This window comes from Salinivibrio sp. ML323, from assembly GCF_001995745.1.
Taxonomy (GTDB): domain Bacteria; phylum Pseudomonadota; class Gammaproteobacteria; order Enterobacterales; family Vibrionaceae; genus Salinivibrio; species Salinivibrio kushneri.
Map to the genome: position 1 here is coordinate 113,989 of NZ_MUES01000001.1, position 26,222 is coordinate 140,210.

Genomic DNA, 26,222 nt, shown 5'->3' on the forward strand with positions numbered 1-26,222 from the left:
AATGGGTAAATTGGATAATCAGCAGCTGGAAAAAATTCGCACCATGATCCCGGAAATGCGCCGGGTTAAGCGGATCCACTTTGTGGGGATCGGCGGTGCAGGCATGTGTGGTATTGCTGAAGTGCTGATTAATGAAGGTTACCAAATAACCGGCTCGGATCTTGCACAGAATATCGTCACAGAGCGATTGGCATCCATGGGGGCGCAGATTTTTATCGGGCATCAAGCGAGCCATGTCGAACAAGCCAGTGTTGTGGTGGTGTCGACAGCCATTAAACTCGATAACCCGGAAGTGGAAGCGGCAAAAGCGGCGCGCATTCCTGTGGTGCGTCGGGCAGAAATGCTTGCCGAATTAATGCGCTATCGGCACGGCATTGCCGTTGCCGGTACCCACGGCAAAACCACGACGACCGCGATGGTCACACAAATTTTCTCTGAGGCAGGGTTAGATCCCACCTTCGTCAATGGGGGATTGGTAAAAAGTGCAGGCACCAATGCGCGGTTAGGCAGCAGTCGTTATCTGATTGCCGAAGCGGATGAAAGTGATGCCTCTTTTTTACACCTGCAGCCAATGGTGGCGATTGTCACCAACATAGAAGCAGACCATATGGATACCTATGGTGGTAGCTTCGCAAAGTTGCAACAGACGTTTATCGACTTTCTCCATAATCTGCCGTTCTACGGGGTGGCGGTGGTGTGTATCGATGACCCGATCGTTCGTGAGCTGATCCCGTCGATTGGACGCCAAGTGATCACCTACGGGTTCTCGCACGATGCCGATATATGTTTACATGATTACCAACAGCATGGGCAGTGTGGTGTATTTAAAGTGACACGTCCTCATCGGGAAACGCTAACCATTCGTTTGAATACACCCGGCCAACATAATGCGCTCAACGCGGCAGCGGCGATTGCGGTTGCCACGGAAGATGGTGTCGATGATGACGCAATCTTACGTGCTTTGGCCAATTTTGCTGGCACAGGGCGGCGTTTTGATCAACTTGGTGAGTTTGCCGTGGATGAGGGGACCGCCCTGCTGGTGGACGATTATGGACATCACCCCAGTGAAGTGGACGTCACCATTAAAGCGGCACGCGCAGGCTGGCAAGAGCACCGTTTAGTGATGATTTTTCAGCCACACCGTTACAGCCGCACGCGCGATCTTTATGATGACTTTGCCAATGTGTTGGAAAAAGTGGATGTGTTGCTGATGTTGGATGTGTACTCAGCGGGAGAAACGCCGATTGCAGGGGCTGATGGTAGAAGTTTGTGTCGGAGCATTCGCGCGCGCGGTAAGCTAGATCCTATTTTTGTGCCTAATGCAGAGGCCTTACCCTCGGCATTGGCTAACGTGCTGCAACCTAATGACTTGGTTTTAACACAAGGCGCGGGTGATATTGGTAAAATAGCAAAAAATTTAGCGGCAAAGCAGCTAGACAAGGCTAAAATGGCGCAATAAAACGTCGCTGACGAGATAAAAAGAGCGGTCAATATCGGTGGTTACCAGAATAAACATCGGTTTTTATCGTCTTTGTGGGAAAATGGCGCGCAATCGATCTCAACTTAGTGATGAAAGTGCACGTCTAGGTTGGAGAGCGTCACGCGGGATCGCTATAATCAGTCGGTTTTTTCGCAGTGAGTGTCAAGTCATATCGACACAAGGCGATAAGATAGGTATGAGCATGGTCAATGCCCTGACACGCGTACAAACAGTGATAAAACTGGATCGGCAAACAGGCGCATCACTCGCATTCCTGGTTGGGGTTATCACTCTGATGTTGCTGGGGGTGATACGTGTGATTGATTGGATGAGTGATGAGCAGCAGCTCCCCTTATCGCAGCTGGTGATGGAAGGTGACCAGACACATGTGACCGCGGCACAAGTGCGCAAAGCGGTGTTATCAGGCGGCGAGCTAAAAAGCTTTATGCTGCAGGATGTGAATCGCATCCAAGCGAACATTGAGGCGCTCCCGTGGGTGAAACAGGTCGCGGTAAGAAAACAGTGGCCCGATACCTTAAAGGTACATATCACCGAATACCGGGCGAGTGCGATTTGGAATGGGCAAAAATTGCTAACGCCAGACGGGGCGGTGTTCAATGGTGCCCCGCAAGATGTCGCTGATAAAAAGCTGGTGTCGCTACACGGTAATACCGGCACGTCGGAAGAAGTATTGCACACGAGTCGAGAGCTCGAACGTCAATTACAGCGAATTGGCTTATCGATTCAGGCGTTATCACTCAACAAGCGGCGCTCATGGCGTATTGTGACACGAGATGGCGTACGGATTGAGTTAGGGCGAAAGGCGCGACAAGAAAGGCTTGCGCGACTGGTCCATTTATATCCGCGGATAAAGGCACAAAATAAAGCCATTGCGTATGTCGATTTACGTTATGACACCGGGGCAGCGGTAGGCTGGAAAACAGAGGCAGACGACGCGAATCGCCGAAATTAAGAGATGGTTGAATGAATAAAACGACAGACAAGTCACTGATAGTTGGGCTCGATATAGGGACGTCCAAAGTGTCTACCCTGGTCAGTGAAGTGCTGCCAGATGGCACCATCAATGTGCTGGGGGTGGGCAGTAGTCCCTCTCGCGGAATGGATAAAGGTGGCGTTAACGACTTAGAGTCTGTGGTTAAATCTGTTCAGCGTGCGGTGAATGAAGCCGAGATGATGGCAGATTGCCAAATCAGCTCTGTCTATCTTTCTTTGTCAGGGAAGCATATTCACTGCCAAACTGAGAGAGGGATGGGGACAATATCGGATGAAGATGTTACCCAAGACGACATAGACAATGTGATTCACACTGCGAAGTCGGTCAAAATCAGTGATGAGCAGCGCGTGCTGCATGTGATCCCACAAGAATACAAAATTGATTATCAAGAAGGGATCAAAAACCCGCTCGGTTTATCCGGGGTGAGGATGGAAGCAAGTGTGCACCTCATCACATGTCACAATGACACCGCAAAAAATATTGAGAAAGCAGTCGAACGTTGTGGTCTTAGCGTTGATCAACTGATTTTCTCCGGGCTTTCAGCAAGCCATGCCGTGATCACACCGGATGAGCGAGAGTTGGGTGTCTGTGTCGTCGATATCGGCGGCGGCACTATGGATCTGGCTGTGTGGACAGGCGGTGCCCTTCGCCATGCCGAGGTGATCCCGTATGCGGGCAATGTGATTACCAGTGATATTGCCTATGCCTTTGGCACACCACTGGCTGATGCAGAAGACATTAAAGTGAAATATGGCTGTGCATTGAGTGAGCGGGTGAACAAGGACGCCAAAGTGAATGTCCCAAGTGTGGGAGGACGCCCATCAAGGACATTGCAGCGACAAACCTTGTCAGAGGTGATTGAGCCGCGTTGCTCAGAGCTTTTAGGACTGGTGAACCAAAAACTGGTCGCTATCCAAGAAAAGCTGCGTAGCGATGGTGTTAAACATCAAATGGCAGCGGGAATTGTGCTCACCGGGGGCGCATCACAAATGCACGGCTTGGTAGAATGCGCAGAGCGCGTCTTCCAAAACCAAGTGAGAGTGGGGCAACCGGGGAATGTCACCGGATTGACCGACTATGTGCAAGCACCTTGTTATGCAACCGCGGTTGGGCTTTTACACTACGGTAAAGAAAGCTTGCTGACAGAAACGAGTGAACCAGAACAAAAGCGGGCTGTGGCTAGCTGGATAAACAAGCTGAGTAGCTGGTTTAAGAAAGAATTTTAACCCTGATGCGAACAGGAAGGACGGAGAGAACTCATGTTTGAACCGATGATGGAAATGTCTGACGATGCGGTGATTAAGGTCGTCGGCATTGGCGGTGGCGGTGGTAACGCCGTTGAACATATGGTGCGTGAGTCAATCGAAGGGGTTGACTTCATTAGCATTAATACGGATGCCCAAGCACTGCGTAAAAGCAGCGTAGGCACGGTTATTCAAATTGGTGGTGATATCACTAAAGGCCTAGGCGCGGGGGCAAACCCACAAGTAGGTCGAGATTCTGCCCTTGAAGATCGCGATGCGATTAAAGCTGAGCTCGAAGGTGCCGATATGGTATTTATCGCAGCCGGAATGGGCGGTGGTACAGGAACCGGCGGAGCCCCCATTATCGCGGAAATCGCGAAAGAAATGGGAATCCTGACCGTTGCTGTGGTCACTAAACCATTCAGCTTTGAGGGTAAAAAGCGACTCGCGTTTGCAGAGCAAGGTATCGAAGAGCTGTCAAAACATGTTGACTCGCTGATTACGATCCCGAACGAAAAACTGCTTAAAGTGCTAGGTCGTGGGATTACATTGCTCGATGCCTTTGCCAAGGCAAACGACGTGCTACGCAACGCCGTGCAAGGGATCGCCGAGTTAATCACGCGCCCAGGTCACATCAACGTCGACTTTGCGGATGTCCGCACTGTGATGTCAGAGATGGGACACGCGATGATGGGCAGCGGCGTGGCAACCGGCGAAGATCGCGCGGAAGAGGCAGCAGAAATGGCCATTTCTAGCCCGCTTCTTGAAGACATCGACTTAGCTGGTGCGCGCGGTGTGCTGGTGAATATTACCGCAGGCTTTGATATGCGTCTTGATGAATTCGAGACTGTGGGTAACACCGTCAAAGCGTTTGCATCAGACAATGCGACTGTGGTGATCGGTACATCGATGGACCCAGAGATGAGCGACGAGCTGCGTGTGACTGTGGTGGCCACCGGAATTGGTAATGAGCGTAAGCCAGATATCACCTTGGTGACCAACTCACAGTCTGGGCAAGCACAGGCAGAGCCGAAAAAGGCACAGCCTTTGCAAGAGAAACCTCAGGCGGCAAGTGCAAACCCTGCGGCGAAAGAGCAGCCTGCTGCATCGTCTTCGAATGCAGCACCAAAATCGCAGACCGAGCATGATTATCTCGATATTCCTGCGTTTTTGCGTAAACAAGCTGACTAATCGCAATTGCTTGGTTTGTAGCCAGTGATGTGCTACCATCACGCTCCCCTTGTCTAAGGTGACAGGGTAATGAGTGACGCAGAGCACACTTTTTTGAGAAAAAGTTGAGATAAGCCGATGATTAGACAGCGAACATTGAAAAGTATGGTCCAAACGACTGGTGTGGGTCTCCACTCCGGGCGTAAGGTTACGCTTACTCTGCGTCCGGCTCCTGCCAATACCGGTGTGATTTACCGCCGCACAGACATGGAGCCACCGGTAGATTTTCCGGCTAACCCTGAGGATGTGCGCGACACCATGTTGTGCACCGCCTTAGTCAATGACGCGGGTGTTCGCATCTCAACCGTTGAGCATCTCAGTGCAGCGATTGCAGGCATGGGGATCGATAACATTATTATCGAAGTGGACGCGCCAGAAATTCCAATTATGGATGGCAGTTCAAGCCCGTTCATCTTTTTGCTGCAGTCTGCGGGTATCGACGTCCAAAACACGCCAAAACGGTTCATTCGCATTAAAAAGCCYGTTCGCATTGAAGACGATGACAAATGGGCGGAGTTGCTGCCATACAACGGCTTCCGCCTTGATTTTGCTATCGAATTCGACCACCCTGCGATTGAATCTGAGCAACAAAACCTGGTGCTAGATTTTTCAAGCCAGTCTTTTATTAAAGACTTGAGCCGTGCTCGTACTTTCGGTTTTATGCGTGACATCGAGTACCTGCAGTCACAAAATTTGTGTCTGGGCGGTAGCTTTGACTGTGCCATCGTGCTGGACGATTATCGTATCTTGAATGAAGAAGGCCTGCGCTTTGACAACGAACTGGTCAAGCATAAGGTGTTGGACGCTATCGGTGACCTTTACATGTGTGGTCACAGTATCCTCGGTGAGATGCGCGCGTACAAATCGGGCCATGCACTGAACAACAAACTGTTGCGCGCGGTCTTGGCCGATCAAGAAGCGTGGGAGTGGGTCACGTTTGAAGAAACAGAGACTTCTCCAGTGGCATTTGCCGAACCGGGGATGGTCTTGGCCTAAGCCCTGTCTGATACGGTAGGCGTTTGCACGGTAACAGCGCAATGCACCACACTGAGGCAGAATAAACCGCTAATACCCAGAGATTGATAGATAGAAAGCCAGAGCTCACTCTGGCTTTTTTTGATCTTCAGCGAGTTTAGCCAACGCCTCGAACCGTGCTTTTAGCTTAGGCGAGGCGCCTTCACCCAGCGCACGCAGTAACTCACCCGAGGCTTGGCTAAGGTGGCGGGGCGGCGCTGCCTCTTTGTCTTCTCGGTCGGCAGCGGCGAGTGCCGGGTTAATCTTCACTTCAATGGTGGTAAGGCTGGCCAAGCCTTTGTTACGCAATACCGACAATAAATGCTGTCGCTCGTAGTTCAGTCGCATCGCCCAGGCGGCGCTGCCTGCCTCTACCACCAATACGCCATCACGATAATTGGCGACGCGACAGGCTTTTGATGTCTCACCGGGTAACAAGGCTAAGATCAGCTTGTTTAGCTTGGCAAGCTCAACCGCTCGCTGAGCAATATTATTGGGGTCGCTCTCCAACAGATGGAGGGTAGAGCGGGGACGGTGGTCTCTCATCGCGCAATAACTGCCTTTTTTATCATCAATTCGGCGCCTGAACGGGCGCACAGCGTCTAATTTTCGCTAATTGATCCCTTGAGTATTGGATTTGTCATAGGATGTGAAAGTAATTTACCTTATCATAGATGCTCCACCTCGGCATGTAGCCTACCGCGTTGATATACCGGTATGTCCTGAGGTGATCACCAGAGAGTGAAAAAACCATTCACAGGTAAGTGTCGCATGGGTAAGGCGATGGTGGCGTATTTTTTCCGTGCCATCTACCACATTTACATTCAGTCACGTGGAAATCGTTGTGAAGTGGCGTCATCGCCCTTGAATTCTGTCCGATTTGGCTCCACTTAAGGTAGATGCGTTTTGGCATCTTGTGTTGAATCGATGAGCTTAAGCCAACCTGCGTTTGAACTGAAACACGCCAGCATAGAGGCAGTGTAGCGGCCGCCCATGTGGGAAAACCATTAAAAAGAGTACCGGCAACGCCATGTTATCGAAAGTCCTGACTAAAGTTATCGGAAGCCGTAATGACCGCACCTTGCGTCGGCTGAGAAAAGTTGTTGATGAAATCAACAAACTCGAACCCCATTTTGAAGCATTGAATGATGATGTGCTGAGAGCGAAAACCGTTGAATTCCGCGAGCGCCTTGATCAAGGTGCCGAGCTTGATGATCTCCTTCCTGAAGCCTTTGCCACTGTACGAGAAGCCTCTAAGCGTGTATTTGGCCTACGCCACTTTGACGTGCAAATGGTCGGTGGTATCGTGCTCCACAATGGCCAGATTGCGGAAATGCGCACCGGTGAAGGTAAAACCCTGACCGCGACGCTACCTTCTTATTTGAACGCCTTGACCGGAAAGGCGGTTCACATCGTGACGGTGAATGATTATTTGGCGGAACGTGATGCCGAAACCAACCGTCCGTTGTTTGAGTTTTTAGGAATGACGGTGGGCGTCAATGTCCCCAACATGCCGCCGGAGGCGAAAAAAGCCGCTTACGCGTGTGATGTACTTTACGGTACCAACAATGAGTTCGGCTTTGACTATTTGCGTGACAACATGGCGTTTCGCGCAGAAGACCGTGTGCAACGCGATCGCTATTTCTCGATTGTCGATGAGGTTGACTCGATCCTCATTGATGAGGCACGTACGCCACTGATTATTTCTGGGCCAGCGGAAGACAGCTCTGAGATGTATCAGCGTATCAATGCCTTGATCCCAAGCTTGAAACAGCAAGAGCAAGAAGATACCGAAGACTATCAAGGTGATGGCCACTTCACGGTTGATGAAAAAGCCAAGCAAGTGTACATGACCGAAAATGGTCAAGAATTCGTTGAAGACTTGCTCAAGAAAAACGGCTTGATGGAAGACGGCGATACCTTGTACTCACCGGCGAATATCAGCCTGATCCATCATATTAATGCCGCATTACGCGCCCACGTTTTGTTTGAGCGCGACGTTGACTACATTGTCAAAGACGATGAAGTGATCATCGTGGACGAGCACACCGGACGCACCATGCCGGGACGTCGTTGGTCGGAAGGCTTACACCAGGCGGTGGAAGCCAAAGAAGGGGTGAAAATTCAAAACGAGAACCAAACCCTGGCCTCGATCACCTTCCAAAACTTCTTCCGTTTGTATGACAAGCTTTCAGGCATGACCGGGACCGCGGATACCGAGGCGTTTGAGTTTCAGTCTATCTATGGCCTAGACACTGTGGTTATCCCGACTAACCGGCCTATGGTTCGTAAAGATCACGCCGATCAGGTCTATATGACCGAAAATGAAAAGTTTGCCGCGATTGCTGAAGATATCAAAACGCGCGCCGAAGCGGGCCAACCGGTATTGGTCGGAACGGTATCGATTGAAAAATCTGAATTACTGTCCAATGCACTGCAAAAAGACGGCATCAAGCACCAGGTGCTTAACGCTAAATTCCACTCCCATGAAGCGGATATTGTTGAGCAAGCCGGTTACCCAGGCACGGTGACAATCGCCACCAATATGGCCGGTCGCGGTACTGACATTGTGCTGGGTGGCAGCTGGAAACAAGTGCTGGGTGATGTCGAAGACCCGACGGAAGCGCAAGTAGAAGCGGCAAAAGAAAAATGGCAGCAGCTTCATGACCAGGTCGTTGAAGCGGGTGGTCTGCATATCATTGGTACTGAGCGTCATGAATCCCGTCGTATTGATAACCAGCTACGTGGTCGTGCCGGTCGTCAAGGTGATCCAGGTTCAACCCGCTTTTATTTGTCGATGGAAGATTCTTTGATGCGGATCTTCGCCTCAGAAAAAGTCTCTAACATGATGAAACGATTAGGGATGGCGGAAGGCGAAGCCATTGAGCACCCCTGGGTCAACAAAGCCATTGAAAACGCGCAGCGCAAAGTGGAAGGGCGTAACTTTGACATTCGTAAGCAACTGCTTGAATTTGATGATGTTGCTAACGATCAGCGTAAAGTGGTGTACGAGCTACGTGATGCGCTCCTAGTTTCTGAAGATATCAGCGAAATGATCGATCACAACCGCGAGGATGTGGTTAATAACATTGTTAACCAATACATTCCGCCTCAGTCGCTGGAAGAAATGTGGGATGTGCCAGGGCTGGAAAAGCGGCTTAAAGCGGACTTTGATCTCGAATTACCGATTCAGCAATGGCTGGATGAAGACGACAAGCTGTACGAAGAGTTGCTGCGCGAACGCATACTGACGACCTTGATTGAGGTTTATAAAGGTAAAGAAGAGGCGGTAGGGGCAGAAACCCTGCGTAACTTTGAAAAAGCGGTGATGTTGCAAACCTTGGATACGCTTTGGAAAGAGCACCTCGCGGCGATGGATCATCTCCGTCAAGGTATTCACTTACGTGGCTATGCACAAAAGAACCCAAAACAAGAGTACAAGCGCGAATCGTTTGAGCTGTTTGAGGGCATGCTGGAAGCGCTAAAAACCGATGTGGTGACAACGCTCAGCCGTGTCCGCGTGCAACAGCCGGATGACGTTGAGCGTATGGAAGCTGAGCGCAAAGCACGTGCTGAGCAGGCCGCGCAAAAGCAGCAAGTTAACCATGCGCAAGCTGATAACCAGTTTGACGATAGCGACAGCGCCGAACAGAGTGGCAGCGGCAACGAGACCGTGGTGCGCGATGGACGTAAAGTCGGCCGTAATGAGCCTTGTCCTTGTGGATCAGGGAAGAAATTTAAGCAATGTCACGGTAGAATCTAAGCCCTGACTATGCGTTATCAAAAAGGCCGTTTATCGGCCTTTTTTTATTATCAGGAGAGACTATGAAACGGGTAAGTATTGCCGCTGGCATTATTGTTAATCCGACACAAGACAAAGTCTTTATCACTCGCCGTCATGCTCACGCCCATCAAGGGGGAAAGTGGGAATTTCCGGGCGGAAAAATTGAAGGGAGTGAAACCCCGCAACGCGCATTGCTGCGAGAATTAAACGAAGAAGTTGGGATTACGGCAAAAGCGGTCAGCCCCTTTATATCGTTAGACTTTGACTTTCCCGACAAAGCATTAAGTTTGGATTTTTTCTTGGTCTCTGACTTTGAGGGCGAGCCGCAAGGCTGTGAAGGACAAGAGGGCGTTTGGGCACCGATTGCCGAATTGGATCATTATCCGTTTCCCGACGCCAACGATGCGGTATTAGAAAAAATTCGCGCTCGATTCTGAGCGCGAGAAAAGTATCGTAGAACAGGGAATAGGGCAGGACGTTTACTCGTGCTGCCCTTCTGACCAGAGGTCATCATCCGAAAGGTCAGGGGCCCCGGGGATGGCTTTTTCTTCACTGGCCCATTCGCCCAAATCAATCAACTGACAGCGTTTGCTGCAAAATGGACGATGCGGGCTAACTTCTCCCCAAACCACAGGCTGTTGGCATGTTGGACATTTGACAACGGTAGGGGCATCACTCACGTGGATCTCCTTAACAAACACTGATATGAACAGACATATTGTCGGCGACCTCGTGATCGTCGTCAAATGGCATAAAGCGGATCGCGAAGCGGTTTTTGTGCCCAGATACTAACGGATAAACCCCGAGATCAGGGGATATCTTAAGCCGAATTAAGCAGGCGCCATCCGCTTCTTGTTGGTAGAAACCTTGTTGAATCGTCGCGGTACCGCCATGTGCGCTTTCACGTGTGAGTTGCAGCCAGAACGCCAAAGCGTGACGTAATGGTGCCAGGGTTTCCATCCAGGTCTGAATCGCACTTTGCCGTGCGGCCAGTGGTTGATGGAGCCAGTAGTGGAAATTGGGGAGATCAAAGCTACAGCTCCCCCCTGGAATCGAAAAGCGCTGCTTAATACTGGTTAAAAAACGGTCTTCTTTTAACGCTTGGCCGAAGCGTTTTGCCTGTAATACCGCGCGCTGGTGCGCGGCGAGTTGATCGAGCAACTGGTTGAGCTGTGCCTGATCAACCTGGGGCACGTCAGTCCAGGCTTTGAGTTTTTTCTTGAGTTTGTCCAAATCCTTGGCGAGATCCGCTTTTACTTGCACTTGATCTAAAATCTCCAGTAGATCAAACAGGCTGCGGAAAAATTGAATATGATGACAGGGTGCGGAAAGCCCGCTCACTTCGTCCAGTTGAGAGAGCAGGTACTCCAGGCGCAAGTAAATTCGCACCTGTTCATTGAGTGGGTGTTCATACAAAGTGAGGCTGGTCATAAGCGTTTAGCTGTCCTGTCCGACTATGGGTCGGCGTTTGCCTGGGTTGCCAAGGTTAAATACGTGTGATGTAAGGCATCAACTTGTCGATCAAGTTCCGCTTCGGTTTGCGTATTATCGATCACATCATCGGCGACGGCGAGGCGTTGAGAGCGACTGGCTTGTGCGGCCAAAATCGCGTGAACTTGTTGTTCACTCACGTGATCACGGGCGAGCGTGCGCGCGATTTGTGTTTGCTCGTCCACATCGACGACCAGCACTCGTTGCGCCAATGACGTCAGGTTATTCTCTACTAACAAGGGCACCACAAGCAAACAATACGCTGAACTGGCCTGCGCACAGGCTTGGATCATGCGTTGGCGGATCATGGGGTGAAGCAGGTTATCGAGCCATTGCTTGTCGTCTGGATGACTAAACACCCGCTCACGAAGCCAGGCACGATCTAGGCTGCCATCTGGGTTTAATGCTGGTGTGCCAAAACGCGCGACAATCGCGGCCAGACCGTCACTACCGGGCGCAACCGCCTCACGAGCGATCACATCGGCATCAATGATATCAATGCCCTTGGCGGCAAAACGATTGGCAACCGTGGTTTTACCACTGCCAATCCCTCCGGTTAACCCGACCACAACGGTCATTAGCGCACTCCTAGAATGTGTGAAAGATACCAGTGTAACAGGCTATCGCCCCAAAGCAGACTTAGCCAACCTGCGACGGCAATAAAGGGGCCAAAGGCAAACGCGTGCTGCAGGCTCTTTTGTTGTTGGCGAAGCAATAATCCTCCAACAATAGCGCCACTGAGTGAGGCGAATAAAATCAGTAGCGGCAAAGCTTGCCAACCGACCCAAGCGCCCAGAGCAGCAAACAGTTTAAAATCACCATAGCCCATGCCTTCTTTGCCAGTGGTGAGCTTGAATGCCCAAAAGAGGCTCCACAGGCTCAGATAACCAACCATGGCGCCAATGACACTCTCACTGAGTGTGACGGGACTGATGCCGCTGAGGGCGAGGCCGATTCCGGCCCACATTAAGGGTAAGGTGAGTTGGTCGGGCAGTAACAAGGTTTCCCAATCAATGAGGGTCAGCGCCAGCAAGGTGAGACTGGCCGCCATCACCGCGATGGCCCATGCCGGTGAGGAAATAAGCCATGCCGGTAACACACAGACAATAGCGCTGGTGACCTCGACCAGTGGGTAGCGTGGACTGATCGCCGTGCCACACTGACGGCAGCGGCCTTTTAACACCAGCCAACTGAGCAAAGGAATATTATCGTACCAGGCAATCGGCTGCTGGCACTTTGGGCAGTGTGAGGCGGGAAAACACAAATCAAAGCGCTGCGCATCAGGCGCGTCAATGTCAGCATCGGGAAACGTCGCCAAGCATTCTTGACGCCAACGGCGTTCCATCATAATGGGCACGCGTGCGATGACCACATTTAAAAAGCTACCGATAATCAGACCAAATAAGCCAGCAAAAAAAATGAATAACGGTGATGAGAATATCAACATGGGACCTTCTGGGCATTAACCTTGTGCGCATCATAGCGCCTTGCGGTGTCAGACTCTATCTTGGCTAGCCAAGAACAGACATCAGATTGAAAATGGGTAAGTACATGGCCACCACTAAGCCGCCAATCAATAGCCCGAGTACTAAAATTAACAGGGGCTCGATGATTTTACCGAGGTTGTCTACGGTGTTGTCGACTTCGGCTTCATAGATTTGTGCGATGCGGTTGAGCATATTATCGAGCGACCCCGACTCTTCGCCAATCATCACCATTTGCGTCACCATCACGGGGAAGCTGTTACTGTCACGCAAGGCTTGATAAAGCGGAATACCAGTGGCCGTGTGCTGATACACCGCCTTGAGTGCGTGGACATAATACGCGTTGGTCATGGATTTCGCCGCGGCTTGTAAGCCAGAGAGTAACGGAATACCGGCACTAAACGTGGTGGCTAAGGTGCGAGAAAACTTGGCGATGCAGGCTTTGCTCACCACTTCACCAATGACGGGCAGCCGGAGTAGCCAGCGATGATAGTGATATTGGTAGGTCGCGTTTTTACGCTGTAGCAACTGGTGCGCGGCGGCAAGACCCGCCACGACCAGCGTAATGGTCAATGCGTGCTGGCTCACGATGTCGGATAAGGCGAGCACTTGTTGGGTCAGCCAAGGCAAATCGGCCCCGAAGGAATCAAAAATACGTTTAAACTTCGGGATCACGAACACCAGCAGATAGGCACTGACGCCCAAGGCCACGCTGACCACGATGCTGGGATAAATCATGGCTTTGATGACTTTACTGCGAAGTAACGCCTGCTTTTCACGGTATAGGGTTAAGCGAGCAAAAATCTCCGGCAGTTGCCCGGTTTGCTCACCCGTTGCGACCAAATCGCAATAAAAGCGATCAAACAAGGGGCTCGCGTGCGCTAGCGCCTCACTCAAATTGGTTCCCGCCTCCAGTTGCTGGCGAATATGACGCACCAGCAAGCGCATTTCGGCTTTGACTTGATTGAGCGCCATGAGGTTCAGGGCTTGTAAGATAGGGATCCCAGACTCAAGCAAGGTGGTGAGATCGCGTGAAAACAGGGTGATATCCGCTGCCTTGGCTTTATGACGGCGCTGCTGAAAGCTCGATAGCCGACGGCGTATGAGGCGGCTGGGGACGATAGATTGGTTCGCGAGCTCTTGGCGTGCGTCTCGCTCTGTATAGGCGAACACCTGGCCTTTTTTTTCACCACGGGCGGCGGCTTGACGCCAATGAAAGATAAACAGGGTGGATTTGGCCATGCAGACTCCTTAGGCAAGCTGAATAACGCGGGTAAGCTCTTGGATGCTGGTGATCCCTTGGTTGAGTTTGGCAACCCCAGACTCGGCCAATCGCCACATACCTTCTTCGGTGGCCAGTTGAGTGAGTGCCACCGCGCTGGCATTTCGGTAAATGGCGCTGGCAATGGTCTCGGTCACAGGAAGCACTTCGTACACCCCAGTCCGCCCTTGATAACCCTGATAGCACTGGTAACAGCCGTGGGGATTAGCTTGGTAGAGCGTGCTTGGGGTTAAGCTTGGATAGAGGTTGGCTAAGTACTGAAGGCGTGGGTCATCAGACGGGTGCGGCTGTTTACAAACAGGGCATAAACGGCGTACCAAACGCTGAGCCACCACCAAGGTCAGTGAGCTGGCAAGATTGTAGGGGGCAATGCCCATGTGGGATAAACGGGTGATGCTTTCGGCCGCCGAATTGGTATGCAGCGTTGATAACACCAGATGACCGGTTTGCGCGGCCTTGATCCCGATTTCAGCGGTGTCGAGATCGCGTATTTCTCCCACCATCACCACATCGGGATCTTGGCGCAAAAAGGCACGGAGTGCGGTGGCGAAATCTAAACCGATGCTAGGATTAACATTTACTTGATTGATGCCTTCTAGCTGGATCTCAACCGGATCTTCGACGGTGGCAATATTACGCTGCGGCTGGTTGAGATACCTAAGCCCACTATACAAAGAGACGGTTTTGCCGCTTCCCGTTGGGCCGGTAAACAAAACCATCCCTTGCGGTCTATCCAATGCGTCTTGATAGTGCTGGCGCTGCCACTCGGTTAAGCCTAAATCATGTAGCGTCAGTTGCTGCTGGCAATTATTCAACAAGCGAACCACCACCTTCTCGCCCCAAACGGTCGGTAAGGTGGATACGCGCATATCGACGGTGTGATCGGCAGTGAGGGTCAGCTTAATGCGCCCGTCTTGTGGTAACCGTCGTTCGGCAATATTGAGTTGGGCCAAGATTTTGAGTCGAGTCGACAGCCGCCGCGAGACTCCCGCAGGAGGGTGGGCATAGGTGTGCAATAAACCGTCTTGGCGAAAGCGAATTTGGTAGTGATGCTCAAAGGGCTCGAAATGTACGTCGGAGGCGTTTTTACGCACCGCATCCACCAAGATCTGTTGAATATAACGACTGATCGGCGCCTGATCGCTTTGTAGCTCAGCGCTGTCTTCTTGTGGGCTATCGGTGACGGTCAGGGCTGCTAAGTCTTGATCACTGATGGTGATGCCATCGCCGGTGCCATCGATATCTGCCCCGTATAAGTGGCGTAAAGCGGCATTCAAATCCGGCTGACTGAGTACCACTAACCGGACATTGAGCCCAGTAGAAAAGCGAAAGTCGGCGACCGCCTCTGTGTTATCTGGGTCACTGACGCCGAGCAGTAGCTCTTGGCCTTGCTGAGCAAGCGGCAACACTTGATGGCGCTGAATCAAATCGCGCCTATCTAGGGCATAACAGGTGTCTTTAAACGGATACTGATGGCTTTCCGAAAAAGGCAGGTGATGCTGACTCGCGAGGGTGTGAGCGAGCGCGGTGGGGTCAACCCCGGCATCGAGTAAACGGGAGACGCTAAGCGGTGTGCCATCGCCAATGCCCAACGCATGGCGCTGGGCATCGGTCAATAAACCGGCTTGATACAACTGAGCGGTTGGGATCATAAATAACGCTTTTCAATGCATATAAAACCTAGCACAAGTGTGTGCTAGGTTGCGGATTGATCAGTTAGACTTAGCCATTGCCATTGCCATTGCCATTGCCTGTAACCGAACTTTTGCAGTTGTTAACCTCTTCTTCAAGAGGTTGTTTACAGCTCCATCCCCCACTTTCTTTACGCTGCAATGTGACTAGCTTATCCGAGCTAATATCCGCACTTTTTGGAAGGCTCTTAATCTTTAATGTCATGGAGCCATGCGCAGCCTCACCGTCGCCTGTAAGTGTTATATCTTCAGGAATTCCAAGTTTTTCTTTTTTTTCTTTGTCGTCTTTTGGGAACGCGCCCTCTTCCATAATTTCTGCTTCTACCACGGAGCGCATATTGGTTAATGTGGCAATCGCGGCAGTGACTTTGGCTTTATCTTGATACTTTTGGTATTGAGGAATGGCGATGGCAGTCAGGGCGCCGATAATGCCTAATACCACCAGTAACTCAATCAAACTAAACCCTTGTTGCTTTTGCATCCTATATCTCCTCTTAATGATGGTCGGCCGCCAACGCGGTGGCCGCGAGTGCAGCGACTTTACGCTTGTGAGCGTGGCGCAAAAAAGAGGGGAGAGATGAGTTTGAGACTGAAGGATAAAAGCTGGATGTAACAGTATTTTTTTCTAAGGTAGTGTTCGACTCACCACAAAATTTTTGTCACGAAAGAGTGATAAAAAGGCCGCCCATCGTGGGCGGCCTGGTCGACGCTGAGTGAGCGTACGTGTTAGTGAAAACGCATGGATAAATCGAGCGCAGTCACGTGCTTGGTAAGCGCGCCCACGGAAATATAATCCACTCCGGTGGCGGCGTATTCTGCCAATGTCTCGAGCGTGACGTTCCCCGAGACTTCTAGCGCCACTTTATTTTGGTTTAACGCCACCGCTTCACGCATCATCGGCACGCTAAAGTTATCCAGCATCACAATGTCGGCGCCGGCCTCAATGGCTTGTTTTAGCTCATCCAGATTTTCTGTCTCTACTTCCACCGGTTTATCTGGATTCAGACGACGAGCCTCTTGCACCGCATTGGCAATCCCGCCACAGGCGAGAATATGATTCTCTTTGATCAAATACGCATCAAACACACCAATACGATGATTGTGTCCGCCGCCACAAGCGACAGCATATTTGAGTGCACTGCGCAGTCCCGGGATGGTCTTACGCGTGTCGAGCAATTTGGTGTGGGTGCCGTTGAGCGCTGCCACATAGGTTGCCGTTTTACTGGCGCAGCCTGACAAGGTCTGGATAAAGTTCATCGCATTGCGTTCACCGGTCAACAAAACACGCGAGGGACCTTGTAAGGTACACAGCGATTGATTAGCGGTGATGGCGTCGCCATCGGCAACATGCCACGTCAAGGTGACGTCGCCACCGAGTTGATGAAAAACTTCATCCGCATAGGCACGGCCACAGAAAACGCCATCTTCTCGGGTGATCAGTGTCGCGGTGGATACCGAATCGGCCGGGATCAGGCTAGCGGTGATGTCTTTGCTGGGGTCGATGTCGCCACCCAGATCTTCTCGCAGTGCGTCGGTCACCGCGCGGGTCACGTCGGCGCGGAGGTGAGAGGTGAGATAGGCCAGGCGGCGCTCGCTGTCATGGACAGCATGAAAAGGGGTCGATGTCATCATGGCTTACCGCGGTCATCAAAAAAGTGGTCGAATGATAACGCTGGTGATAACGAAATGCAGCTTTTCTCTCTCGTTTCCCTGCGTTCGTCTACCTTTTTGATCATAGTCTGTCTTTTAAATTGTCTACACTTTGGGCAGGAACAGTCAAAGAGGGGATGCGATGAAGCGAGGGTTAGCCCTGGTGGCCATGATAGCGATTGCGTTTATTGGGTTCCGTACGTGGCAGCAACTCAGGCAGCCTGTGTCCGAACCATTATSATCACTGGCTATTGCGGTTTCGCTCACCCCCCTGTCTGCCCCGATTATTGTGGCTAAAGAGCAGGGACTATTTAAAAAGCATGGTATTGCGATGACGCTTAAGCCTGTCCATGGCGGGGTAAAGAGTTTTCAAACCTTAATGTCAGGAGAGGTGGACTTAGCGACTACCTCAGAGACGGTGGTGATGTTTAACAGTTTTGAGCGCGATGATTTTAATGTGCTAACCAGCTTTGTCGAGTCAGATAACGATGTCAAACTCTGGTCTATTGACCGTGAGATTAGCGGCTCGTTGGCGCACGCGCTCGACAATGCACGCGTGGGCATTGTTGCGTCGAGTGCCAGTGAGTATTTCTTTGACTCCTTGCTGCAATTGCACGACATTCCGAGAGAGCGGGTGGAAAAAGTTGGCTATCCTCCCGAAGCACTGCCCAAAGCGCTTCTCGACGAGAAGGTGGATGTGATAGCCATATGGGAGCCCTACGGCTATCAGCTCCTCAAGCAGTCCAACCAGCCGGTGCATTCGCTTGATAGTAAAGGTCTGCACAGCCTCTCTTTTCTGTTAGTCAGTGATCGCTTGTTAGTCAACAAGCAGCACCAGGACATGCAACAGGTTGTCAGTGCGCTAGATGACGCGGTGAACTTTATTCATCAACATCCAGAGCGGGCTAAAGTACAGGTCTCCGCGTATCTTGACATGTCAGACGATAAACTCAGCTGGCTATGGCAAGATTACTTATTCCGCCTTTCATTGAATGATTCGTTACTACTGCGGTTAAAAAACCAAGCGCGATGGGCGCAAGAAGCGGGTTTAGTGGAAGGGAGCACGCCGTCATTCCGCCATATACTCAACCCGGGCCCCTTGGTTGAGGCCACGCAAAAAGTGAGTTTATTAGAATGAAGATCGGTCAGCAGCTCAGTATAGTTGTGTATGCCTGTACGGCGCTCACCTTTATTACGCTGTTAATTACGGTTGAACTTTTTTATAAACAAAATCAAATTCAGTCACGGTTAGACAGCATCATGGCGGTACACTCTCAGATTGATAGCCTGCGTGGCCGTCTATGGTTGTATCGTCAATATCCCAGTGCGCAAACGCGCCAAGATGTGAATCAGTCAACCCATGCATTGCGTGCGCAGTTAGACAGCGATGAACTTGCGTTACCGCCGCAGTCCGCGCAGTCAATCCGGCTCGCGGCAAACAGTATTGACCGCCTACTGTCAGTAACAGCCGGGCAGTTAAGCGTTGCCCCTTCCGTGGATGAAGGGCGTTTGATGCTGTTCTCACGTTTCAATGTGTTGCTACAGGCGATGAGTGAAACGGCCTTTTCGGTACGGCAGCAGGTCATGCACCAGTCGGGGCAGCAACAGAAAACCCTGCTGGTGGTACATGGCGGCGTACTGGTGGTGTTAGCCTTGTTGGTAACTATGTTTGTGACCAGCTTGCGGCGGCGGTTAACGCACCGTCTAAAAGCATTGCATTCGACGATTACACAAATAAAGCAAGGTGATTTAACCACTGAGTTAACCTTGACTGATAAAGATGAGCTGACTGAATTGGCTGATCATGTCAACGAGATGAAACGTGCGCTAAGCCACACCATGGTGGACAAAAAGCAGTTGAGCGAAGAAGTCGCACGGCAAACGCAACAGCTTCGTGAGCAGCAGCATCAACTCAAATTCCTGGCTGAGCGCGATGAGTTGACGGGCCTCTTTAACCGACGTGCGTTTCAATCACATGTGGAGGTGGCGGTGATGCGGGCCAATCGCGCCCAAACCAATGCGGCGTTATTATTCATTGATTTAAATGATTTTAAGCAAGTCAATGACACCTACGGACATGGGGTCGGTGATGAGCTTCTCAAAGTGGTCGGTCATCGCTTGAAACAATGCGTGCGTCGCTCTGATTTGGTTGGCCGCTTGGGGGGAGATGAGTTCATTGTCTGGCTGGACTTATTAGCGAATAAATCGGCGTTGAATGAAGTGATCACCCGTATCCAAGAAGAAATACACGCGCCAATACAGGTTGCCGATACCTCCTTGTCACTGACCATTAGCATCGGCGTAAGTTGCTTCCCCACGGATGGGCTCGAGCTACAGCAAATGATGAATCAAGCCGATGCCGCCATGTATTACGCCAAAAATCACCCTGAAGCGCGTTGTTGCTTGTATTCCAATCTTCCGACTGACCAGATAAAGTAGCGATTTTGCTCACGTGGATCGGATATGTCTTTTTCACAGATTGACAATCATTGGTTAGTAGGCGCGCGCGCTTGTCTGTCTCCTCATCATAACCAACGCCCAGATAGCAAGGATATCTCCTTGCTGGTGATCCACAACATCAGTCTGCCGCCCGGTCAGTTCGACGGTCCCTATATTGAGCAGTTTTTTCAGGGGCATCTCGACCCCTCGGCACATCCTTACTTTGCCGAGATCGCATCGCTTCGCGTCTCCGCCCACCTACTGATCCGACGAGATGGAAGTGTGATCCAGTTTGTACCATTCAGTGCGCGTGCATGGCATGCTGGCGCTTCGTGTTTTGACGGTCGGCAGCAATGTAACGATTTTTCTATCGGTATTGAGCTAGAGGGCACAGACACACATCCATACACCGATCAGCAGTACCAATCGTTAGCGGCGATCACGCAGACGCTGATGCAGTCCTACCCAGCCATTACTCGTGATCGAATCACAGGACACCAACATATTGCCCCAGGCCGTAAAACGGATCCTGGGGTAGCGTTTGACTGGAAAAAGTTACACGCACTGATTTAGATGCCTATTGCATTGACTGAATTAAATGGTCTGACCAATTTAAAGGGGGCGGGGTATTCATGGCTGTCAGGCTAAAAATACACAGGTTTCCATGATGTCAATCAAAGTTCAGGTGGACAGAATACCCGCTGTCTGGTAACTTTAGGGATCAATAAAGTAATTGGTCTTACCAATTTACAATCAGTCAGTTTCTGCAGCTAAGCGCCAAGCTTGGGAGGGCAGATGGTCAATAAATACAATGGCATATCAGCGAATTCGTCAACCTAAACTCTCGGATGTAATTGAAAAAGAGCTCGAGGGCTTAATTCTGGAAGGGACCTTGTCTCCAGGCCAGACGTTACCGCCTGAACGAGAGTTAGCGACGCAATTTGATGTGTCTCGCCCGTCAGTGCGCGAAGCGATTCAACGGCTTGAAGTCAAAAAGCTACTGACGCGCAAGCAAGGTGGCGGCACCTTTGTCAGTGAACGCCTTTGGCAACGCTTCTCTGAGCCATTGCTAGAGTTATTGGCGGACCATCCAGAAACCCAGCTTGACTTATTGGAGTCACGGCATGCTTTAGAGGGTATTTCTTCTTATTTTGCCGCATTACGGGGAACAGAAGAGGATTTTTCTCGCATTGAAGACTGTCATGACGCCATTCGTCAAGCACAACAAAATGGGGACTTAGAGGCAGAAGCCTCGGCTGTGATGCAGTATCTCGTTGCCGTAACGGAAGCGGCGCATAATGTGGTGTTACTTCACATCATGCGCAGTCTCGCGCCGTTACTGGAACAGAATATTTTGCAAAATTTTGAGCTACTTTATCGCCGTCAAGAGACGGTGGAAAACGTCAGCCGACACCGAGCTGAGATAGTGGATGCGATTACCGCTGGTGAACCAGAAAAAGCCAGGCAAGCGTCGCATGCGCACTTGGCTTACATTGAGGAAACTCTGTTGGATCTTGGTCGAGAAGAAAGCCGTCGCGAACGGTCTCTACGTCGAATTCAACAACGCAAGGACGAGTTGGAGTCGCCTTATTCGCACCGATAGAAACGCGAAGGGCACTGCAGCTGCGACAACGTTTGTTTTGTACGAGTCAATCAACGAAAGGATAGATCGCCATGTCTGAAGTCATGAAACATGACGTGGACGCACTTGAAACACAAGAGTGGTTGCAAGCTCTTGAGTCAGTCGTTCGTGAAGAAGGTGTAGAACGTGCCCAGTTCCTTCTGGAGCAAGTATTAGGGCAAGCACGTTTGGACGGTGTTGACATGCCAACGGGCGTGACCACCAACTATGTAAATACCATTCCTGCTGATCAAGAACCTGCTTACCCAGGTGATGTGAATCTGGAACGCCGTATCCGTTCTATCATTCGTTGGAACGCAATCATGATCGTGTTGCGTGCGTCCAAGAAAGATTTAGAGCTGGGTGGCCACATGGCATCATTCCAGTCTTCGGCGGCATTTTATGAAACCTGCTTTAACCACTTCTTCCGTGCGCCTAACGAGAAAGATGGTGGCGACCTGGTGTATTATCAAGGTCATATTTCTCCAGGTATCTATTCACGTGCCTTTGTTGAAGGCCGCTTGAGCGAAGAGCAGCTCGACAACTTCCGTCAGGAAGTCGATGGCAAAGGGGTGTCTTCATATCCGCACCCGAAACTGATGCCTGAGTTCTGGCAGTTCCCTACCGTATCTATGGGTCTGGCTCCGCTTGCGTCTATCTATCAAGCGCGTTTCCTCAAATACCTCAACGGTCGTGGTCTAAAAGACACCTCTGAGCAGCGTGTTTATGCGTTCCTCGGTGACGGTGAGATGGATGAGCCAGAGTCACGCGGTGCGCTGTCATTCGCAGCCCGTGAAAAACTGGATAACCTCTGCTTCTTGATTAACTGTAACCTGCAGCGCCTTGATGGTCCTGTAATGGGTAACGGTAAAATCGTTCAAGAGCTGGAAGGCCTCTTTAAAGGCGCCGGCTGGAACGTGATCAAAGTGGTTTGGGGCTCTGGCTGGGACAAATTGTTGGCCAAAGACACCTCAGGTAAATTGCTGCAGTTGATGAATGAAACCATTGACGGTGATTACCAGACGTTCAAATCGAAAGATGGCGCTTACGTACGCGAACACTTCTTCGGCAAGTATCCAGAAACAGCCGCCTTGGTTGCAGACATGACTGACGAAGAGATCTTTGCACTTAAGCGTGGTGGCCACGAGCCATCTAAATTATTTGCTGCCTTCAAAGCAGCACAAGAGTGCAATGACCGTCCAACCGTGATCTTGGCGAAAACCGTTAAAGGTTATGGCATGGGTGAAGCGGCTGAAGGGAAAAACATCGCGCACCAAGTGAAGAAAATGGACATGACCCATGTTCACGCGATGCGTGATCGTCTTGGCCTACAAGACTTGTTGTCTGACGACGATGTACAAAACCTGAAGTACCTGAAGTTGGAAGAAGGCTCTGCCGAGTACGAATACCTGCACGCACGTCGTAAGGCACTGCACGGTTATACCCCACAGCGTCTGCCGAAATTTACGCAAGAACTGACATTGCCAAAACTGGACGATTTCTCGGCGTTACTGTSTGAGCAGAAACGTGATATCTCCACCACCATGGCATTTGTACGTTCTTTGAATGTATTGCTGAAAGACAAGAGCATTGGCAAGAACATTGTGCCAATCATTGCCGACGAAGCGCGTACATTCGGTATGGAAGGCTTGTTCCGTCAAGTAGGTATCTACAACCCGCAGGGTCAGACTTATACCCCAGAAGATCGCGGTGTGGTGTCTTACTACAAAGAAGAAGAAGGCGGCCAAGTACTGCAAGAAGGGATCAACGAGCTAGGCGCGATGTCATCGTGGGTAGCGGCGGCGACCTCTTACAGCACTAATGATCTGCCCATGATCCCATTCTACATCTACTACTCCATGTTCGGCTTCCAACGTGTTGGCGACATGGCGTGGATGGCGGGTGACCAGCAAGCGCGTGGTTTCCTATTGGGTGCGACTGCCGGTCGTACTACCTTGAACGGTGAAGGTCTACAACACGAAGACGGTCACAGCCATATTTTGGCAAGCACGGTACCTAACTGTGTTTCTTACGACCCAACCTTCGCGTACGAAGTGGCGGTGATCATGCAAGACGGTATCCGTCGCATGTACGGTCCTGACCAAGAAAACATCTATTACTATCTGACGCTGATGAACGAAAACTATCATCAGCCAGCCATGCCTGAGGGCGCGGAAGAAGGTATCCGTAAAGGTATCTACAAGTTGGAAACCTACACGGGCGATAAAGCGAAAGTCCAGCTAATGGGCTCTGGCACCATCATGACCGAAGTGCGTAAAGCGGCGAAACTGCTTAGCGATGAGTTCGGTGTGGCGTCTGACGTTTACAGCGTGACCTCGTTCAACGAGCTGGCACGTGACGGTCAAGATGTCGATCGTTTCAACATGCTGAACCCAGATGCAGAAAGCAAAGTGCCTTATATCCAAACCGTGATGGGCACAGAGCCAGCGATTGCTGCGACTGACTACATGAAGAACTATGCTGACCAAGTTCGTGCGTTTGTCCCAGCTGAATCTTACAAAGTACTGGGCACTGACGGCTTTGGCCGTTCAGACAGCCGTGAAAACCTTCGTCGTCACTTTGAAGTGAACGCAGGCTATGTGGTTGTAGCGGCACTTAATGAGCTGGCTAAGCGTGGCGATGTTGACAAGAAAGTGGTCGCAGAAGCGATCAAGAAATTCGACATCGATACCAACAAAGTAAACCCGCTGTTCGCGTAAGAGGCTGAAATAATGTCAATCGAGATTAATGTACCTGACATCGGTGCGGATGAAGTAGAAGTGACTGAGATCCTTGTCAGCGTGGGTGACAAGGTTGAAGAAGAGCAGTCGTTAATCACCGTTGAGGGTGATAAAGCATCCATGGAAGTCCCTGCATCACAAGCGGGTGTGGTCAAGGAAATTAAAATTGCCGAGGGTGACAAAGTCACCACCGGCTCTTTGATGATGATCTTTGAAGCGGAAGGTGCCGCATCAAGCGCTCCTGCGGAAGAGGCGGCTCCCGCCGCCCCTGCTGCAGCACCAGCGGCTGCATTAGAAATCAAAGAAGTGCACGTGCCTGATATCGGCGGTGACGAAGTTGAAGTGACCGACATCATGGTGGCGGTAGGCGACAGCGTCGACGAAGAGCAATCATTGATCACCGTTGAAGGCGACAAAGCGTCAATGGAAGTGCCGGCACCGTTTGCGGGCACTGTTAAAGAGATCAAAATTGCTTCAGGTGACAAGGTCTCAACTGGCTCTTTGATCATGATGTTTGAAGTCGGCAGCAGTGCCCCTGCCGAGGCACCTGCCCAAGCTGCACCTGCGGCCCCTGCTGCGTCAGAATCAAAAGACGTCAACGTTCCTGACATTGGCGGTGATGAAGTCGAAGTGACTGACATCATGGTCGCTGTAGGCGATACGGTTGAAGAAGAGCAATCTTTGATCACCGTTGAAGGCGACAAAGCGTCAATGGAAGTGCCGGCACCGTTTGCGGGTACAGTGAAAGAAATCAAAATCGCCGCGGGCGATAAAGTGTCTACCGGCTCGCACATCATGGTGTTCGAGGTGGCGGGTAGTGCACCTGCGGCACCAGCAGCGGCACCTGCACCTGCTGCAGAGGCAAAATCTGCACCCGCACCAAAAGCGGAAGCACCTGCAGCAGCTAAAGCCGACGCCGGTAAAGACGAGTTTGTTGAAAACAAAGAATACGCCCATGCGTCACCTGTTGTTCGTCGTCTCGCGCGTGAATTCGGTGTTAACTTGGCGAAAGTCAAAGGCACCGGTCGTAAAGGACGTGTACTGAAAGAAGACGTACAAGGCTATGTGAAAGAGGCGCTTAAGCGTCTTGAATCTGGCGCCGCGTCTGGCTCTGGCGACGGCAGTGCACTTGGCCTGCTCCCTTGGCCGAAAGTGGACTTCAGCAAATTCGGTGAAACAGAAGAAAAACCACTGTCTCGCATCAAGAAGATCTCAGGGGCGAACCTGGCACGTAACTGGGTGATGATCCCGCACGTGACGCAGTGGGATAACGCTGATATCACTGAAGTGGAAGCGTTCCGTAAAGAGCAAAACGCGATCGAGAAGAAGAAAGAGTCAGGCATGAAGATCACCCCATTGGTGTTCATCATGAAAGCGGCTGCTAAAGCGCTGGAAGCTTTCCCTTCATTCAACGCGTCACTGTCTGAAGACGGTGAAAGCCTGATCATGAAGAAGTATGTCAACATCGGTATCGCGGTTGACACACCAAATGGTCTGGTTGTGCCTGTCTTTAAAGACGTGAATAAGAAAGGCATTCACGAGCTATCTGAAGAGCTGATGGTGGTATCGAAGAAAGCCCGTGGCGGTAAGCTAACGGCCTCTGATATGCAAGGTGGTTGCTTTACCATCTCTAGCCTAGGTGGCCTTGGCGGTACGGCGTTTACGCCAATCGTTAATGCGCCAGAAGTGTCTATCTTGGGTGTGTCTAAGTCAGAAATGAAGCCAGTATGGAACGGTAAGGACTTTGAACCTCGCCTGATGCTGCCGCTGTCACTGTCTTACGACCACCGTGTGATTGACGGTGCCGAGGGTGCGCGCTTTATTAGCTACCTCAACGGCCTACTGTCTGATATTCGCCGTTTGGTACTCTAATCGCAATACCAACAACCCGACTGGCCGGTCAAAGGTCGGTCGGGAATTGTTGTGCAGCTCACAGGCTATGGGTTTTTATTTTTCAGCCCATTAACATGGCTGTAAACTGTGGCTCCCAGATACCCACAACAATAAAAAAATTACCGCTCTTAGCCTGTCAGGGAATAAGACTATAACGAGGTCA

General features: G+C 51.1%; 22 protein-coding genes. 13 read left to right on the forward strand and 9 right to left on the reverse strand.

All coding sequences use genetic code 11. The features are described 5' to 3' along the window. Position 1 precedes the first annotated feature (1 nt). The 5 genes from murC to lpxC all read left to right on the forward strand — a co-directional run bounded on the left by murC (position 2) and on the right by lpxC (position 5,965). Positions 2-1,459: a UDP-N-acetylmuramate--L-alanine ligase gene (murC, locus tag BZG13_RS00545; protein WP_077484240.1), complete on the forward strand. Its 1,458-nt coding sequence runs from the start codon at positions 2-4 to the stop codon at positions 1,457-1,459. Between the two features lie 217 nt (positions 1,460-1,676). Continuing rightward, entirely contained in the window at positions 1,677-2,453 is a 777-nt protein-coding gene (locus BZG13_RS00550) for a cell division protein FtsQ/DivIB (protein WP_077484242.1), read from the forward strand. An 11-nt stretch (positions 2,454-2,464) separates the two neighbouring features. Then, positions 2,465-3,721, forward strand: a complete 1,257-nt coding sequence (gene ftsA / locus BZG13_RS00555) for a cell division protein FtsA (RefSeq protein ID WP_077484244.1) — start codon at positions 2,465-2,467, stop codon at positions 3,719-3,721. A 33-nt stretch (positions 3,722-3,754) separates the two neighbouring features. Then, the gene (gene ftsZ / locus BZG13_RS00560) at positions 3,755-4,930 is read left to right on the forward strand and encodes a cell division protein FtsZ (protein ID WP_046073972.1); all 1,176 of its coding nucleotides are present in this window, start codon (positions 3,755-3,757) and stop codon (positions 4,928-4,930) included. Between the two features lie 117 nt (positions 4,931-5,047). Beyond that, positions 5,048-5,965: a UDP-3-O-acyl-N-acetylglucosamine deacetylase gene (lpxC, locus tag BZG13_RS00565; RefSeq protein ID WP_069363357.1), complete on the forward strand. Its 918-nt coding sequence runs from the start codon at positions 5,048-5,050 to the stop codon at positions 5,963-5,965. A 105-nt stretch (positions 5,966-6,070) separates the two neighbouring features. Here the strand turns inward: lpxC and BZG13_RS00570 are convergent, their stop codons facing one another. After that, the gene (locus tag BZG13_RS00570) at positions 6,071-6,529 is read right to left on the reverse strand and encodes a DUF721 domain-containing protein (protein WP_069363358.1); all 459 of its coding nucleotides are present in this window, start codon (positions 6,527-6,529) and stop codon (positions 6,071-6,073) included. A 484-nt stretch (positions 6,530-7,013) separates the two neighbouring features. Between BZG13_RS00570 and secA the strand changes: the two genes are divergently transcribed. After that, the gene (secA, locus tag BZG13_RS00575) at positions 7,014-9,746 is read left to right on the forward strand and encodes a preprotein translocase subunit SecA (protein ID WP_077484246.1); all 2,733 of its coding nucleotides are present in this window, start codon (positions 7,014-7,016) and stop codon (positions 9,744-9,746) included. A gap of 62 nt (positions 9,747-9,808) precedes the next feature. Then, a complete protein-coding gene (mutT, locus tag BZG13_RS00580) occupies positions 9,809-10,204 on the forward strand; it encodes an 8-oxo-dGTP diphosphatase MutT (RefSeq protein ID WP_069363360.1) in 396 nt (131 codons plus the stop codon). A 42-nt stretch (positions 10,205-10,246) separates the two neighbouring features. Here mutT and yacG read toward each other — a convergent pair whose 3' ends face one another. From yacG to nadC, 8 genes are all read right to left on the reverse strand, one after another. Next, on the reverse strand, positions 10,247-10,447 hold the full coding sequence (yacG, locus tag BZG13_RS00585) for a DNA gyrase inhibitor YacG (RefSeq protein WP_069363361.1): 201 nt from the start codon (positions 10,445-10,447) through the stop codon (positions 10,247-10,249). 10 nt (positions 10,448-10,457) lie between these two features. Further along, positions 10,458-11,198, reverse strand: a complete 741-nt coding sequence (gene zapD / locus BZG13_RS00590) for a cell division protein ZapD (protein WP_077456479.1) — start codon at positions 11,196-11,198, stop codon at positions 10,458-10,460. Positions 11,199-11,221: 23 nt separating this feature from the next. Continuing rightward, the gene (gene coaE, locus BZG13_RS00595; RefSeq protein WP_077484248.1) at positions 11,222-11,836 is read right to left on the reverse strand and encodes a dephospho-CoA kinase; all 615 of its coding nucleotides are present in this window, start codon (positions 11,834-11,836) and stop codon (positions 11,222-11,224) included. After that, the gene (locus tag BZG13_RS00600; protein WP_077484250.1) at positions 11,836-12,705 is read right to left on the reverse strand and encodes a prepilin peptidase; all 870 of its coding nucleotides are present in this window, start codon (positions 12,703-12,705) and stop codon (positions 11,836-11,838) included. The genes coaE and BZG13_RS00600 overlap by 1 nt, the downstream gene beginning before the upstream one ends. A 64-nt stretch (positions 12,706-12,769) precedes the next feature. Then, on the reverse strand, positions 12,770-13,984 hold the full coding sequence (locus tag BZG13_RS00605) for a type II secretion system F family protein (protein WP_077484252.1): 1,215 nt from the start codon (positions 13,982-13,984) through the stop codon (positions 12,770-12,772). 9 nt (positions 13,985-13,993) lie between these two features. Beyond that, entirely contained in the window at positions 13,994-15,676 is a 1,683-nt protein-coding gene (gene pilB, locus BZG13_RS00610; RefSeq protein WP_077484254.1) for a type IV-A pilus assembly ATPase PilB, read from the reverse strand. A gap of 70 nt (positions 15,677-15,746) precedes the next feature. Beyond that, on the reverse strand, positions 15,747-16,196 hold the full coding sequence (locus BZG13_RS00615; RefSeq protein ID WP_077484256.1) for a pilin: 450 nt from the start codon (positions 16,194-16,196) through the stop codon (positions 15,747-15,749). 245 nt (positions 16,197-16,441) lie between these two features. Next, the gene (gene nadC, locus BZG13_RS00620) at positions 16,442-17,344 is read right to left on the reverse strand and encodes a carboxylating nicotinate-nucleotide diphosphorylase (RefSeq protein ID WP_077484495.1); all 903 of its coding nucleotides are present in this window, start codon (positions 17,342-17,344) and stop codon (positions 16,442-16,444) included. A 163-nt stretch (positions 17,345-17,507) separates the two neighbouring features. Here nadC and BZG13_RS00625 point away from each other — a divergent pair, with 163 nt between their 5' ends. From BZG13_RS00625 to aceF, 6 genes are all read left to right on the forward strand, one after another. Further along, a complete protein-coding gene (locus BZG13_RS00625; RefSeq protein WP_077484258.1) occupies positions 17,508-18,503 on the forward strand; it encodes an ABC transporter substrate-binding protein in 996 nt (331 codons plus the stop codon). Then, the gene (locus tag BZG13_RS00630; protein ID WP_077484260.1) at positions 18,500-19,804 is read left to right on the forward strand and encodes a diguanylate cyclase domain-containing protein; all 1,305 of its coding nucleotides are present in this window, start codon (positions 18,500-18,502) and stop codon (positions 19,802-19,804) included. The genes BZG13_RS00625 and BZG13_RS00630 overlap by 4 nt, the downstream gene beginning before the upstream one ends. Before the next feature lie 24 nt (positions 19,805-19,828). Beyond that, positions 19,829-20,377 (forward strand): 1,6-anhydro-N-acetylmuramyl-L-alanine amidase AmpD, encoded by a 549-nt coding sequence (gene ampD, locus BZG13_RS00635; protein ID WP_069363368.1) that lies wholly within the window; start codon positions 19,829-19,831, stop codon positions 20,375-20,377. A gap of 238 nt (positions 20,378-20,615) precedes the next feature. Then, positions 20,616-21,407, forward strand: coding sequence for a pyruvate dehydrogenase complex transcriptional repressor PdhR (pdhR, locus tag BZG13_RS00640; RefSeq protein ID WP_077484262.1), 792 nt, complete (start codon positions 20,616-20,618; stop codon positions 21,405-21,407). Positions 21,408-21,478: 71 nt separating this feature from the next. Further along, the gene (gene aceE / locus BZG13_RS00645) at positions 21,479-24,145 is read left to right on the forward strand and encodes a pyruvate dehydrogenase (acetyl-transferring), homodimeric type (RefSeq protein ID WP_077484264.1); all 2,667 of its coding nucleotides are present in this window, start codon (positions 21,479-21,481) and stop codon (positions 24,143-24,145) included. Positions 24,146-24,157: 12 nt separating this feature from the next. After that, the gene (gene aceF / locus BZG13_RS00650; RefSeq protein ID WP_077484266.1) at positions 24,158-26,038 is read left to right on the forward strand and encodes a pyruvate dehydrogenase complex dihydrolipoyllysine-residue acetyltransferase; all 1,881 of its coding nucleotides are present in this window, start codon (positions 24,158-24,160) and stop codon (positions 26,036-26,038) included. Positions 26,039-26,222: the final 184 nt, after the last annotated feature.